The organism is Methanobacterium alcaliphilum, from assembly GCF_023227715.1.
GTDB lineage: Archaea > Methanobacteriota > Methanobacteria > Methanobacteriales > Methanobacteriaceae > Methanobacterium_E > Methanobacterium_E alcaliphilum.
This window is the reverse complement of the sequence record NZ_JALKIF010000009.1, coordinates 23,598-38,372: the sequence shown is the minus strand read 5'-3', so window position 1 is coordinate 38,372 and position 14,775 is coordinate 23,598. Positions and strand designations below refer to the sequence as shown.

Below are 14,775 nucleotides of genomic sequence, written 5' to 3'. Positions count from 1 at the left end.
GAGGGAAAATTATTTCCATCCTGTTTTAAATTTTAAGACAAAACTTTTAGCCAGTTTATTACCTACTTTATCCTTAACAGCATTAGCTGGGATGTACAAAGCATATTGGGTTAAACCGTACCTTTTACTAGCCATGGTAATTTTTAAGGTTTTACCAGATAGTAATTTACTGATTTTAACCTTTTTACCGGATACCTTATTTTTCAGGTAGATTTTTGACCAATTCGTGCTTTTTAACACTTTCTCAGAAAACTTAACATATATGGCTGATTTTCGAGATACTTTGCTTGCTTTATTTTTAGGAACTGATGAGGTAATTTTAGGTGTAGTTTTATCTATTTTATAGGTCTGAGTGTAGACTTTAGAGGGGTTACCTGCATTATCTACAGCAATGAATTTTAAAGTAGCTGTGGATTTAATGCTTATTGGGCCAGTGTACCTTTTACTGGCATTGGTAGGTGTAGTGCCGTCTAAAGTGTAGTATATGTTACCCTCTTCATTCATGGTTAAGACTACTACCTTATTTCCATTGTACAAACCGCTCCTGATACTAGCATTTGCAGTAGGAATTATTCCATAGTTATCTTTTACTGTATCATTTGTTCCCTGCATTACTGAATCATTACCCTCTTTAATACCTAATTTAGAGTATAAGAAGTTGTTTGTAATAGTATTGTTTTTTGATCCAGTTGCATTCACGGCATAGGTAGTGCTGCTTAAGATACGGTTGTTGTTGATGGTGTTGAAATTGGAATTACTGTACAATTTTATTCCTTCATTTCCTTCGGGAATTGAATCTCCATTTGAAATTTTAGCTGCTGAATCATCACCAATAACCGTAATATTGTTTCCAGTGATTACATTATTTTTTGATGCGTAGCTTGCTAAACCTATACTATAATTTCCAATCCCTTTTAAGATGTTACCAGTTATATTGTTTCCACTGGCACAGTACAACTCCATTACATAGTTGATATAAGATATAGCTGTAACGTTGTTACCTATTATGTTTGAACTCAAAGAACCGTAGTAATTTTCAAGTAACATTCCATAGGCTAAATTGGTCGCTGAAGCCTGGATATTGTTTCCAGAGACTTGAGTATTCTCTGTAGGAGAACCAATTTTTAGACCGTTGGCATAATAGTCACCAGTAGTTCGGATAATATTATTTGTTAGAATGTTGTTTGAAGCATAAAACATGTCGTAAGTGTTCCAATCAAATTTTCCAGAAACTTCCAAACCATAGGCATATTTATTACCATTAGTGGTGATGGTGTTGCCAGATAAGTAGTTATCACTACTGTAGAAAACATGGACCCCTGTTATGGTATCGTAGCTGCTGGTACTGGAAATAGCACTGTAATCTGTGTTAATCACGTTGTTGGTTAGGTTGTTTCCCGTGGAATTCTGTAAGAATACACCTGTTGTTGTATATACCCCATCTTTACTCCAGTCTGCATCTCCGGCAAAACCAATAGTCTGAATATTATTGGAATTAAAGACATTGTAATTGGAATCTTCCATATGTATACCATGGGTCACTACACTACCAGTGGTGGTGATGTTGTTTCCAATTATCCGGTTGTTATTGGATCCAGTCATGTATATACCGTAGCTCATACTATTTTCATTTACCCGGATGCTGTTGTTGATTATACTGCAGTTGTCTGAGTTTAATACATGGATACCGTTCTCGTTTCCATTGACTATAACCAGGTTGGTGATATTTACACCAGAGGATATTACTGCAATATTCCCGTTGTAAATTTTACCTGTTTTATCGCTGCTGGTTAGATTTAATGGTCGATCAATAGTCATGTTCTTATTTTTAATTGATCCAGATACATCCAGAACGTCACCATCGATAATGTTCGCATCATTTATAAATCCCATTGAATCAAAATAATTTGAATACGAATCATCGGTGATGTTATATATATTAGCTGCACTTACCGCCCCTGCAGAAGAGCATAATATAATCACAGCTGTTAATATTAAAGCTAATTTTAGCTCTTTTTTCATTGATTTTTAACCTCCCTTATCAAATATTCTTTAATAGTATTCAAGTTTACTTGAACAATGGAATAATTATGATAATGTGTGTAATAAAATTTTCTATAATAAATTAACAGAGCATAATTCAAAGAGGAATAATAAAAAACTTAAAAAAGAATATAAAAAAAATCAATGATCTTGAATGATTAAAAAATGATATTAAAATGAATTATATTCCCAAAAATAATCTTAAAAATAATTTAACTGACCAATACCATGCTATGGAGTTTAATGTTCACAATAAATAATATTCTAAAAAATCCCTATCATTTAATTCTTTAAATCGGGCAATGGATTTAGAAGAAATGGCTGCATATTGGTTAAGGAGAAACAAACTAAAAACAAGTATTCTCTCTAATGTATAATAGAAGCACCACACCTACAATACCCCGTCATATCATCTTTCTCTTTAAATTCAAGTACTTTGATATAATTTCCTGAAAATTTTTTAATAAGAAATCCGAAAAGCCGTAACAAATGACCTGAAAATAATATTAATAATTCCCGGACCTATTATTATTCAACCCCATAAATTGAACCGAAAACAATTCAAAACTAAAATTCAACTAATTATAGTTAACAATTTTTATTGAATTCTTTTTTTAAAGTTTCTTCAGCATATTCCAATAAATAGTATTTAGCACTTTCTAAAATCTTATAAATATTCCTTTTTCCAGTTTTAAATAAGAAGAATTGTTTTCAATAGCTACAGGTGATCTTGAACATTTTCTATAAAATAGCATGACTTCTTTTTTGCCTTGAAGTTAATTTCCACAAAAATTCAAATATAAAATTAAAAATACATCCAATTAGTGAACTATTTTCTAAATTTCTCCTAATAATAATCCATCTTTTATTTTTTAGCGAGGCCCAATGCTTGAGTCTCCCATATAAATGAATAAATTTGATTTCAACGGGTTAAACTGAATTAAATATTATAATATGTACTATTAATAATTCTGAAATTTAATCAGATAAAATTAAAACTGAATCATATACTCCCCCGCCCATGAATCAGTAGATATTTAAAAGGAAACACTAGTCACACACCAAAATAATGAAAAAAAATTTAAAAGATAGGAAATAAATGAACTAGGATTCAAATTTCAATCGTTTTACATACTCTTCAGATAAAGGCAGTGCAGTTATGCCGTGGGCCACCACACTGAATAGAACGGTAGTGAAAACAGCTAAAATAAAAGTGCTTTGGCCAGGGAAAACCACCACCCGCTCTAAAGCAATAAGGGCTAGTACAATAGATGCCAGACCTCTGGGGCCAAACCATCCCATGAATATAATCGAACGCGTATCTACTGGAGTTCCCCATAAAGATAAGGCTACAGGTAACATTCGGATAATAGTTAAACTTAATATAGAATAGAGGACAATCTGCCAGGTTAAATATGGCAGCAACCCAGCAATGACTATTCCCAACATGAAAAAAACAGCGAGATTTAAAAACTGACCCTCTGCTTGTGCAAAATCTAATAATACTTTACCCGCATCCCGGGTAATGTATCCTGATGCCAGACCACCTATAAATGCAGCTATGAATCCACTGCCCCCGATTTCATCTGCTATTAAAAATGAAAGCACTGCCAAAACCAAGAAAGCTATTCGCTGATAATCTGGTGTGATCCAATCATTATCCCTGGATTTTATCACTATCTTGGAACCTACAGCCCCTATCACAATACCTACCAATGCTCCTAAACCTATTTGAGCCAGGGCCACATCAATGAAGTATCCTGAAGGAGAGAATGATTCTTGTGCCAGACCAATGGCAATGAAAACAAGTAAAAATGGCACGCATAATCCATCATTTAAACCACTTTCGACTTCCAGGGCTTCTCTGATTCTTTCGGGGATTTTTTGATTTTGAACCACAATTTGGCCCAGAGCAGCATCTGTTGGAGCCAACACCACACCAATAATAGCAGCTTCCCAGAAATTCAATTTAGTGAATATTAAAATTGCCGACGCAATACCTAAAATAATGGTGGCGACTAAACCTAAAGAGAGTAACCGAATGGTTAAAAAATTGGATCTTATATCCCCTAATTTAACCCTAGAAGCATCTGTAAATAGCACCAGAACCAGGGCCACCTCTGCTATTACCAATATCATGGTAGATATAGGGGGTTGATTGATATCCACAAAACCCGTCAATAAAAATCCAGCTAATATTCCCGAGAATATAACGATCATCTGTGCTGTGACAGGTAATTTATCAATTTTTCTAGAAATCAAAGCTATAATAAAAAGTATTATGAGAAATAGTAGTACTTCCACCATGGTATCTATTTTATATTTAGTGAATTTATAATGGAAATAATTTTTCAATTCCAAATAAGAAATGATTTGTTTATTTTAAGGGAAAACGTGCATTATCCTTAAAAAAACTCTATCATCCTTAAAATAATATAAAAAATAGGGTTAAACCTATACCATAACATGGAGTAAATTTACACAGTTGAAGGGGAGCAGTTCTGTTTTTTAAAATCTTCAATAGTGTGAATTATCTGGAAATTTTCCAGGGGTTTATGTAAAAGTGGGCATTGCAGTTCATGAACCTCATCCATATATTCTCTGTCGTGATATGCCGTGCAGAAAATGATGAAAGGATGGTAGTGTTTTAGTATTTCAGTAGCAGCATCAATACCATTTTTATCTCTTTTAAGAACAATATCCATTAAAATAACATCTGGTTTTTTATCTAAAGCGACTTGAACTGCTTTTTCATAAAAATCAGCACTATCCACAACTTCATAACCCTGGTTATTTAAAAAAATTCTCAACCCTAAACTTATGATTGCATCATCCTCAACAATCATTACCTTCAATGCAATAGTAATACTCCCCTAAAATATCTATAAAATATATCCAATAATATATTTGGCTTTAACTTATATTAATTTTTTTCGATTACCCCTGGAAGTACTGAACGGCCTTATAATATAAATTCCAGAATTTAATATGAAGATTATGACTGTAAATATAAACGCACTTAAATTAATAAGCGCACTATGCAATAACTAATAACTATCATTAATACATAATAAAATCGCAATTTAGCCTGAGAAAAGGGAACTTTTATACAAGATTATACAGTATATATACATGGTTGAAATTATAATTCTATTTCTCATAGCCGCATTCCTATCAATCTTAGTGGGCACTGTAGCGGGTTTTGGAGCGTCAACTATTTTTTTGCCTATCGCGCTCATTTTCTTTGATTTTAAAACTGCACTGGTATTGGTAGCCATTGCCCACTTATCTGGAAATATAGGGGCCTCATCTTTTTTCCGCCAGGGCTTGGATAAAAAACTTATATTATTATTTGGCATTCCCAGTGTTTTATTAACAGTCTTAGGGGCATATGTCGTGGTTTATTTTCCGCAGAATATCTTAAAAGTAGTTTTAGGATTATTCTTACTTATTTTCTCATTATATTCACTAGTGCGGCCAGAATTCCACGTTAAAGCCAGTAGATTTAATACGGTTTTTGGTGGGGGTTTATCCGGGTTCCTGCAAGGACTCATGGGTATTGGTGGTCCACTTAGAGGTTTCTTCCTCATATCGTATAACCTGGACAAATACACCTACATCGCTACCATTTCAGCCATAGCTGTGGTCATTGATTTAAGTAGAATCCCTATTTATTTTGCAAATAACCTTCTGGATAGAGAATTTTACTATTATATAATTCCATTAATAGTAGTGGGTGTTCTAGCATCTTATGTAGGTAAAAAGATGGTTAATAAAATTCCCCAGGATGCTTTTAAAAAAGTGGTGCTGGTGGCTATTATCGTGGCCAGCATACTGCTTATTTACAATGGTACTCTAGGGGGTTAATTGTAATTGTTCGCTTTTTTATAATGAATATAAAACTACCAAAAATATTATTTGAATAAAATCAATAAATAGGACTGTAGGTGAAATTATGGATAATAAAGAAAAAGTCATTAAAGCATTCAAAGACTCTGAAGAACCATTAAATGCTACTAAAGTTAGTCAAATTTCGGGTGTAGATAAAAAAGAAGTTGACAAAATCATGAAAGAATTAAAAAAAGATGAGACTATAATATCTCCAAAAAGATGTTACTGGGCATTGAATGAATAATTAATTTTATATTATAATTTTTCAAGTTCAAATACAATTTTTTTTACTCTATTTAAAGACATTTCAGCTTTAGAAATTTTTATTGACTCTGTCACGTTATATTCGATTTATAATACTCTCTAATTCAAAACTTTCAATTTAATTAGTTCTATTCTTCATCTTTTGTTTGTTCAAAATATTCTAAAATTTTTATTCTAATTTGGTGCTTAATTGGGTTTTTAAAATGACCATAAATTGAAGAAGTTCCTTGAATGGTTTAATGAGATTAAAATAAGAGTATTATTATTTATTTTTAAAAAAAAACTTTATTAAGGTTCCCTATAAGACAGCAGTAATTCTTCAAATTCTATTCTTGTTATTCCACATTTTTTAGCGTGAAAACTAATAACATCACTGCCTGTAAATTTATTGATATCCAATGGTTTGCAATCATATTCTCTGGCAAGTAAATGTATTGTGATGACCGCTGCTTTTATCTGTTGATTTTCTTCTAAATCGTCACTATATTTACCATTATTCAGTTCCCACTCATTTAATAAAGTTTCCAAGTAATTCTCTTTGGACACTATTTCATGTTCTATTTTCTTGATTTGTAATTTTAATTCATCAATTTCAGCACTGGTTAATTTAATTTCAGCCATTAATCGAGTGGAACTATTGGTAATGATCCGGGCTAGAAAATCAACACAATCGCCATAGGTATACTTGCTTTTTTTAATTATTTCCTTTGATTCAGGTTTACACTTTGCAGAAATCAGGACTTTATTCATATAATCCCCCCAATAATTTCCAGTTATTCATTATATTAAAACCTATTAAAAAAATTTAATCCCATTTTGAACTTTTTAAATTTGCAATTTGTAATATTAAATTTATGATTTTTCCACTGAACCACTTACCTGTTATATTTCATTTTAAGCCATAGATAAAGGAGATTAGGAAATTTCTTAATCTCCGAGCGTATTACTATTAAAAAATTATTTAATATAATATATAAATATTAGTACTAATGATTATGATAGTAATACTTATATGGGGTTGTCTTTTTAGTGAGTTTTTTAGTACTCTTAAAATAATGGTAGAATAACACCAGAAAGAGCATAAAATTGTGCAATGGAAATGGATCTGAAAATATTATTCCCTCTTAAAAATCAAAATTATTTTTTCATAACGAAAGTAGATATCAATTCATTAGATTGAAGGAAAATAATGAATTAGAAGTGGGATATATATTTTCATTATTTTTTAATTTTCAACCAGATACCATTAATATCCAAAAGTCTGGTTTTTTTCTCATCTTTTATTTTCACGTAAACTTTGGAATTGTCTTTTATCCCCAGGGTAATTTTTAAGGCGTAATCATGGTAAATATAGCCATTCTCATCAAAGAAGTTTAGAATCTTCCAGGCAGATTTAGAGGATATTTGGAATTTTTTTCCAAGAGAGACCTGAGTAATGTAACCTTCTTTATCTATTATATCGTAGACCATAGGCAGTGCCTCTAAAAGAGGGTGTTTGAAACCATTAATTGTGTTGTGTTCATTTGCAACCTGATCAATATAACTTAGAATTTCTCCTCTTTTTAAAATTTCCAGCAATCCTGTTTCTTCTGAAAATATTTCATAATCTGCACTTTTTTCTAAATAATTTTCTACTTTCTCAGGCGCGGGTTTTATGAATTCATTTTGTGATCTGTTCATTTTCCTCCCTTCCAAATTTTAATTAATTCTCTGACTTTAATGGCTAAATCACCACAACTCAGTTTAATATGGTGAGTTTAACTAACCTGTTGTAATCAATGAAAATAATTTTAAGAATGTAAACCACATTATAAACTGCATGTAATACTAGTTAAAAGTAGATTAATAAAGACACTTAAAAGTTCATGAAGTGTGTAAAAAAATATCCGTGCAAAAGTGAAAAATCAGTTATTTAACAGAAAAACAATACAAAACATTTAAAACCCACTGATTTTTTATACAGTAATTAAATGCATTAACAGACATCTTAAAAAACCTACTATTAACCCCCTTATTTGATTTGCTCTATTAAAAACCCATTTAAATATGTATCCAAAAAAAGTACTTATTTCTAATTTTTAATTAATCTTATAACATTTTCCATGATAAAGTGATAGTAAATATTATACTTCATTAACCTAAATCAGTACTAGGGGTTAATATGGTTTACTAAACTCTAAATCATAATATTATATTTTTTGAAAAGTGGTTTTATTGAAGAAAATTAACAGTATTAACGAATCCAGAGTCTTTCTCCACAGACTCCACAGAATGATTCTCCACCTAATAACTCTGTGCCACACTTGGAACATTTTCCAATCTCGGGTTTGGAACCGCAACACCCACAAAATTCTTCATCGTCATTTAGTTTAGTTCCACATTTAATGCAAGTTCTTTGTAATTCTTCCAATTTGCCTTCTGTGTGTATATCTAAAATTTGATTATATCTTCCGGATTCTATCCATTTTAAAAGCTCAAATGCCCTAATTACTCCCCAAGGATGGTTATAGTCAAGTTCAATTATTTCTTTATAATATTTCTCCAAACTTTCAAAATTTTCAAATTCTTCAGCTTGTTTAATAAATTCATTAGTATCCATTTTATCATAAAGTTTGGGAGGAACACCACATAATTTCATTTCAACAGAAATAGCAACATCTAAATCTTGGCAAGCTAATAATCCCGCCCTATCTGCAGTAAATTCTGACATTCGACTCCAATAATTCATTGTTTCTGCTATAGATTGGTTTAAAGAGTCTCCAATAATTTCATTTAAACCCAAAGTAAGTGTTGTGATTGCAGAACCAATAGAAGATAGTGAACTAATCATCGTATGGTATAGGCAATGCCCACTTTTTATATGACCTGCCTCATGACCTATTACACACAATAATTCATCAGGAGTTAAATATTCAACAGAACCGGGCGATAGTAAAATTATCGGATTATCATAACCTAAAGTGCAAGCATTAACATCCCATCCAGATCCACCCATCCAATAAGAGCCAATATACATTTCAGGAATATGATTAAGGTGAATATTTGAACATGCTTCTATTAAAATATCATGAATATCACTAAAATGTGTGGGAGTTACTTTAACAGAACTACCCATATTCCTAACATTTTCCCTGCTTTCTTGATGACTCAACTCATTTTGAAAAAAACGTTTCAGTGCAGGAATTTTTTTCACTGCATTTAAAGCTTTTTTATCAAATTTATGCTCATATTCTATTGGATTAAGCATCAATAATTTTTTACGCTGCAAATGAAATCCCCCAATTGAAACATTATTTAAATAGATCGATAGGGTCTTGTAGGTTTTGGAAGATTTTTTAGATGAGTTAATTTACCACCACAAGTACAATCTTCACTGAAATCATCTACACTTTCACATGATTTCAGCTTATAAACACCCCCACACGTATTACAAACCAAAAATCCGGGATTTGGATTATCAATGCCTTTTATTCGAACCGGTTTAAATTGTTCTCCGTTACCTTTTTGTTTTGCTCTACTTTGGTTGATGTTTTTATCCAAACTATCCGTAGCAGAATTTATAAATTCATCCATACCTTTCATTAAAGTTTTACTTGATTTAGAAATTGAATCCATCCATTTAGATTCTTTTTTTATAGTTTTATTATCTTTAATTTTCGTCCCACAATTAGTGCAAAAAGTGAGTTTGGGTCCAATAATAGTATCACAGTTAGGACAATTTGCCATTTGTTTTGGATTGATAATTTGATCTATCTTTTCTCCACATTCCGTACAAAATTTTAGCTCTAATTCCAATTCAGCATCACATCGAGGGCAATTAATAATTTCCTGTTCAGATTCATAAGAATCATCTTCTATTTTTTTAATTGGTTTACCACATTCTCCACAAAATTTTTTTCCATCTGGAACTTTTGCACCACATTCTGGGCACTTGATTGATGAGTTTTTATCCCCTTCCATTTCATATCACCAAAAGAATTAATATTATAATATTTTAAAATTAGATATATAATTTTATGTATAACATTGAAAATTGAAGAGAATTTATGGAATAATGGCAAATATCTTTAAAAATATCTTAAATGTTTTGAAAAGAAAATTTCGTGCTTAAACTTAGTACACAATAATATAAGCTTACATTCAAGTAAAGGTAGCCTCATACTCCTTACCTAATCTTTAATGGAACATCTATGATTAATTTCAAACCAGACAATAGATAAAAACTAAAAACAGTCCACAGAGAGTAAGTTTCACATTTCCCTTACTTTTAGAGATTTTCAAACTCATTATAGTACGGAAAACTGTAAATACTATTAATGTGAAGCCAGTGAATGTCCTCCCCAATTTCCTGGAGGCCAATTCTTAGATATAAATCCTTATTTTCTAACTTAGCTTTAATTAAGTCAGTTATATGATCTGGAGAATTTCCTTGTTCTCTTAAAATATTTAAATATTCTTTAAATGAATAATCTTTTACAGATAGATCATATCCCTCATTTTCTTCATCTATAAAAGATAGATTACATTCATGCTCATTGTTAATTTCCCTGTAATCCAAATGATCTATTTTTGAAACCTTAATAGTCCCTATAGACATTTCTATCTTATTTGATTTTATGAAATTTTTTTGATGAATTTCCTTATTGAAAATATCTTTAACCGAGTTATGGCAATCATAATCCAACAATTCTTTTCTTTCATCTTGAGAAAGTTTTCTAATGAAAAAAGGAGAGTGATCATTATCCCATAACTTATCTTCTAAATAATGGCTTTTTATTTGTGAATGTAACAATTTTAGTTTTACCACCGAAAATGGTCGGATATCCTTATTTTTATTAGAATCAATATTTTCACTTAGAAAATCTAAAGTAGGTATTAACCTTAGAGATTTGCCATCATTATCCATAGCATGTGCTGTCAATTTATTTTTACCATTATAAACCAAATCAGTTATAATGAGTGTTTTAAACTTTTCCACAGAGGAAATTGACGAATAATCATCTTCTTTTTTTATTGATTTAATATGGTAAGGTGATTTTTTTTCTTTAATCTTTTTGGCATAAGTATACCAACTTCCTTTAGTAATTTTAGCATTATTAAGCTCAATTTCTGAAATAAGGCCTGACTCAATAATCCCTTTAATTTTTTTAGTATCAGGAGATAATACTCTATCCCATAGTCCTTTTTGTTGAAGTATGGATTTTAATTTATCCTCATCCCAACTAATTCGAGTTATATAATTACGGTAGACCTTAATGTCATCACTAATAATTTCATTTACTCTTTTCTGGTCAAATATTTCAAAAAGAGAATTTTTAATTTCTTTTCTCAGAGATTCCAATTCATTTATTTTTGATTTAATTTCAAAGTATTCCCTGGCCAGTTCTTCTGGATCTACTTGCAAAAAATCACCTGATTATATGCGTAAATTTAGGATATATATCCTTATATTAAATTTCTAAGATTTTCAACGGCCTCCCCATGTCGGGGATTGATACTCAAAGATTTACAATAACATTTAACTGCTTGGGCGGTATCTCCCTGATATTCCATTGCCAAACCAAGAAGATACCATGCATCGTCATTATCGGCTTTAATTTCTACTATCTTTTGTAAATAGTTTACTGCATCCACTAAATCATTATTATTAAATAAAGAAACCGCTTTTAAATACATAATTCTCCCGTTATGAGGGTCTAATTTAAGGGCTTTATCATAATATTTTATGGCCTCCATTCTATTCTCCTTCAATTCCATTATCATACCTTTGTGTTTTAGAGCTTCCACATTCTCAATAGAAAGTAAAGATTGGTCAAAATAATGTAGTGCCTCTTCTAATTTACCTTCATTAAAATGGCCCATTCCCTTTTCATTTAATAACTTACAAGAATCAAACTCTTTTAACGCTTCAGCACCAACATTAGCCCTTGGAAAATTGTTTGTAGTATCTGGATTTTTTGATGGTATTTCTTTAGATATGATGTTCTCAAAATCAGAATTAATTAATTTTAACATTTTCTGTAAGATATATTCCGTTCCATTTTTATCCAATGGCTGGTTATCATTACCACACTTAGGAAAATATATACATGAAGGACATCCCGCCTTACAGCCACAGCTTTTCACCATCTGCAGAGTTACCTTTAAAATTTCTTCAAATAAGTCCATTGCTTTCTCTGCCAATCCAATACCGCCACTATGAGCATCATAAATAAATATTGTGGCTTCTCGCGTATGAGGATGGTACGGTGTGGAAAATCCACCAATATCTGTGCGGTCACACATCACATGTAATGGGAACATGGCAATAAAAGAATGTTCAACTCCGTGTAATCCCCCTTCAAAAATATCAACCCGTGCAAACTTTTCTACTAGCTTATCTTTAATGGAAAATGGTATGGTGAACCATAATCCTTTGGTCTGGAATTTTATGGGAGGGAGTTCTAAATTATAAACGGCAAGAGTCTTACCATAATTCATAAGTTTATACTTTTCAAAATATTCTGTAACTTCAATTTCACCAAAATAAAGAGATAAATCTCCTATATTCTTGGTATCAATTTCTTTAATAACCTGAATATCCACATCACTCATGACATGAGTATTATAATCCACATCTTTTTTAGTTACATTTATGATTCTCTTTTTAAGATCAAATCCATCTACGATATAGGTTTCTCCCTGATTCATCAGAACTGCACCTTCATGGGCTTCCCTATAGGCATGGACACGCTCCATCTTTTCTAATAATCTATTTTTATAGAAAACTTTGAAAATATCAGAATATATCTGATCCAAACCATATTTAAATGCAGGATTGTCCTTTTTATTAACATATATCCATCCTTCTGATGTGGGAGAAATTAAAGATTCCTGAGACATTTTTTCAATAAATTCTTCTCCAGCTTCAAAATATGTTTCCATTTCATCCTCACTTAAAGGGAGTTCATTGGTGGCGCACAGAAGATGAGAATAAATTATATGAATATTTTCCAGGCCAATAATGGCATTTTCATGAGGTTTATCAAAGAGGAACTCCGGATTTTTCATGAAATACTGATCCAGAGGATTTTGAAATGCCACCAAAATCACCATTGATTCATTCAAACCCCTTCCTGATCTTCCAGCCTGCTGCCAAGTGGAAATTATAGTACCGGGGTACCCTGAAATGATTACTGCATCCAATAAACCTATATTTATGCCAAGTTCCAGGGCGGTGGTAGTGGTGACCCCCCCTGAGATCACCATCTTTCAAACCTTTCTCTATTTTTCTCCTATCCTGTGGCAGATATCCTGCCCTATAAGCCGTTATTTTGTCCACCATTTCAGGTTTTGACTCATTTAACGCTTTTCTAGTCCAGGTGGCAATAAGTTCTGCCATTTTTCGGGAAGTGGTGAAACACAGGGTTTGCAGATTTGATAGAATAAGGAATAATAATAAGTTTTTAGTCTCCTGATGAGTAGAAAGTTCCCCATTTTGTTTATAAGGATTATACAATACAAAATATTTTTTACCCCTAGGTGAAGCATCTTCACTAATTAATTTAAAATTTAAACCCACAAGTTTATTTCCAAATTCTAAGGGATTAGCAAGAGTAGCTGATGAAAGAATGAATTGAGGATCAGATCCATAATAGTTGCATATTCGCCTTAATCTCCTGATTAAAAGAGCCACATTAGAACCAAAAACACCCCTGTATTGGTGGGCCTCATCTATAACAATGTATTCTAAGTTACGATAAAATTTTGCCCACTGAACATGCCAAGATAAGATTAAATGTAATTCATATGGGTTGGTGAGAATAATACGTGAATTTTCCCGGATCCATGGTCTTTTATCTTTAGGAGTGTCACCATCATAAATATTTGGCTTAATATCAATTTTCAATTCTTTTTCAAGCGTTTTTAGAATTTTAAGTTGATCATTGGCCAGTGCTTTGGCGGGATAAATATAGAGAGCTGTGGACGATTTATTTTGAGATAAATTCTCCAGTATAGGGAGGTTAAAGGCTAATGTTTTACCGGATGCAGTGGGAGTTGTGATTAGAATATTCTTACCATCTCTTAAATATTCAGAAGCTTCACATTGATGTTTATAAAGTTTAATATTCTCTTTTTGAAGATAATTTTCAATATTAGATGGCAAGTTACCTAATTGACCGTACTGGGCATCATGAGACGGAATAATTTCTAAATGCTCAATTTTATCTCGAAATTGAATATTGGATTGAAGTTTATTTAGTACCTTTTTCACCATTTATTTCGCCTTGAGCTTATTTTGCTGAAATTTAGCAATTAATTGCTAACTAAAATTAAATAATAAAATTTTTTAGTTAATACATTCAACTAATCTATAACTATCCATTATAATATATTTTCTATTAAGGGGTGTTCATGTGGTAAAAGGGGAGAAACCGGTTCCAAATACAATTTTAGATGAAATTATTGGCCAAACTATTTCTAATCTTAACTTAAAACCAGAATTTAATGAGGAATCGGTTGAATATTTGGAATCACTACTTAAAACTGGAAAAGCAGATCCAGATAAGATTATAAAAATTTTGAAGGGGTCATAGA

The 14,775-nt window shown here is 31.5% G+C and carries 13 protein-coding genes; 3 read left to right on the top strand and 10 right to left on the bottom strand.

Annotation, left to right across the window (positions count from 1 at the left end; genetic code table 11):
- Window positions 1-9: 9 nt before the first annotated feature.
- The 3 genes from MXE27_RS07705 to MXE27_RS07695 all read right to left on the bottom strand — a co-directional run bounded on the left by MXE27_RS07705 (window position 10) and on the right by MXE27_RS07695 (window position 4,889).
- Window positions 10-2,022 (bottom strand): chitobiase/beta-hexosaminidase C-terminal domain-containing protein, encoded by a 2,013-nt coding sequence (locus MXE27_RS07705; protein ID WP_248611839.1) that lies wholly within the window; start codon window positions 2,020-2,022, stop codon window positions 10-12.
- 1,125 nt (window positions 2,023-3,147) lie between these two features.
- Entirely contained in the window at window positions 3,148-4,350 is a 1,203-nt protein-coding gene (locus MXE27_RS07700) for a cation:proton antiporter (RefSeq protein ID WP_248611838.1), read from the bottom strand.
- Window positions 4,351-4,520: 170 nt separating this feature from the next.
- Window positions 4,521-4,889, bottom strand: coding sequence for a response regulator (locus MXE27_RS07695; RefSeq protein ID WP_248611906.1), 369 nt, complete (start codon window positions 4,887-4,889; stop codon window positions 4,521-4,523).
- Between the two features lie 286 nt (window positions 4,890-5,175).
- Between MXE27_RS07695 and MXE27_RS07690 the strand changes: the two genes are divergently transcribed.
- Together MXE27_RS07690 and MXE27_RS07685 are read left to right on the top strand one after the other, a co-directional pair.
- Window positions 5,176-5,910: a sulfite exporter TauE/SafE family protein gene (locus MXE27_RS07690; protein ID WP_248611837.1), complete on the top strand. Its 735-nt coding sequence runs from the start codon at window positions 5,176-5,178 to the stop codon at window positions 5,908-5,910.
- A gap of 88 nt (window positions 5,911-5,998) precedes the next feature.
- Window positions 5,999-6,178, top strand: coding sequence for a MarR family transcriptional regulator (locus tag MXE27_RS07685; protein ID WP_248611836.1), 180 nt, complete (start codon window positions 5,999-6,001; stop codon window positions 6,176-6,178).
- Between the two features lie 308 nt (window positions 6,179-6,486).
- On the opposite strand, the gene MXE27_RS07680 is transcribed toward MXE27_RS07685, so the two are convergent.
- From MXE27_RS07680 to MXE27_RS07650, 7 genes are all read right to left on the bottom strand, one after another.
- Window positions 6,487-6,948, bottom strand: a complete 462-nt coding sequence (locus MXE27_RS07680; protein WP_248611835.1) for a hypothetical protein — start codon at window positions 6,946-6,948, stop codon at window positions 6,487-6,489.
- A 468-nt stretch (window positions 6,949-7,416) separates the two neighbouring features.
- Window positions 7,417-7,878, bottom strand: coding sequence for a hypothetical protein (locus tag MXE27_RS07675; protein WP_248611834.1), 462 nt, complete (start codon window positions 7,876-7,878; stop codon window positions 7,417-7,419).
- A gap of 553 nt (window positions 7,879-8,431) precedes the next feature.
- On the bottom strand, window positions 8,432-9,466 hold the full coding sequence (locus MXE27_RS07670) for a M48 family metallopeptidase (protein ID WP_248611833.1): 1,035 nt from the start codon (window positions 9,464-9,466) through the stop codon (window positions 8,432-8,434).
- Window positions 9,467-9,492: 26 nt separating this feature from the next.
- Window positions 9,493-10,158: a zinc ribbon domain-containing protein gene (locus MXE27_RS07665; protein ID WP_248611832.1), complete on the bottom strand. Its 666-nt coding sequence runs from the start codon at window positions 10,156-10,158 to the stop codon at window positions 9,493-9,495.
- Window positions 10,159-10,465: 307 nt separating this feature from the next.
- Window positions 10,466-11,602: a hypothetical protein gene (locus tag MXE27_RS07660; RefSeq protein ID WP_248611831.1), complete on the bottom strand. Its 1,137-nt coding sequence runs from the start codon at window positions 11,600-11,602 to the stop codon at window positions 10,466-10,468.
- 41 nt (window positions 11,603-11,643) lie between these two features.
- Window positions 11,644-13,248 carry a Zn-binding domain-containing protein gene (locus tag MXE27_RS12045; RefSeq protein WP_425438281.1) on the bottom strand — a complete coding sequence of 535 codons (1,605 nt, stop codon included), beginning with the start codon at window positions 13,246-13,248 and terminating at the stop codon, window positions 11,644-11,646.
- A 49-nt stretch (window positions 13,249-13,297) separates the two neighbouring features.
- Window positions 13,298-14,455 carry a DEAD/DEAH box helicase gene (locus MXE27_RS07650; protein ID WP_248611830.1) on the bottom strand — a complete coding sequence of 386 codons (1,158 nt, stop codon included), beginning with the start codon at window positions 14,453-14,455 and terminating at the stop codon, window positions 13,298-13,300.
- A 139-nt stretch (window positions 14,456-14,594) separates the two neighbouring features.
- Here MXE27_RS07650 and MXE27_RS07645 point away from each other — a divergent pair, with 139 nt between their 5' ends.
- Window positions 14,595-14,774, top strand: coding sequence for a hypothetical protein (locus tag MXE27_RS07645; RefSeq protein WP_248611829.1), 180 nt, complete (start codon window positions 14,595-14,597; stop codon window positions 14,772-14,774).
- Window position 14,775 lies beyond the last annotated feature (1 nt).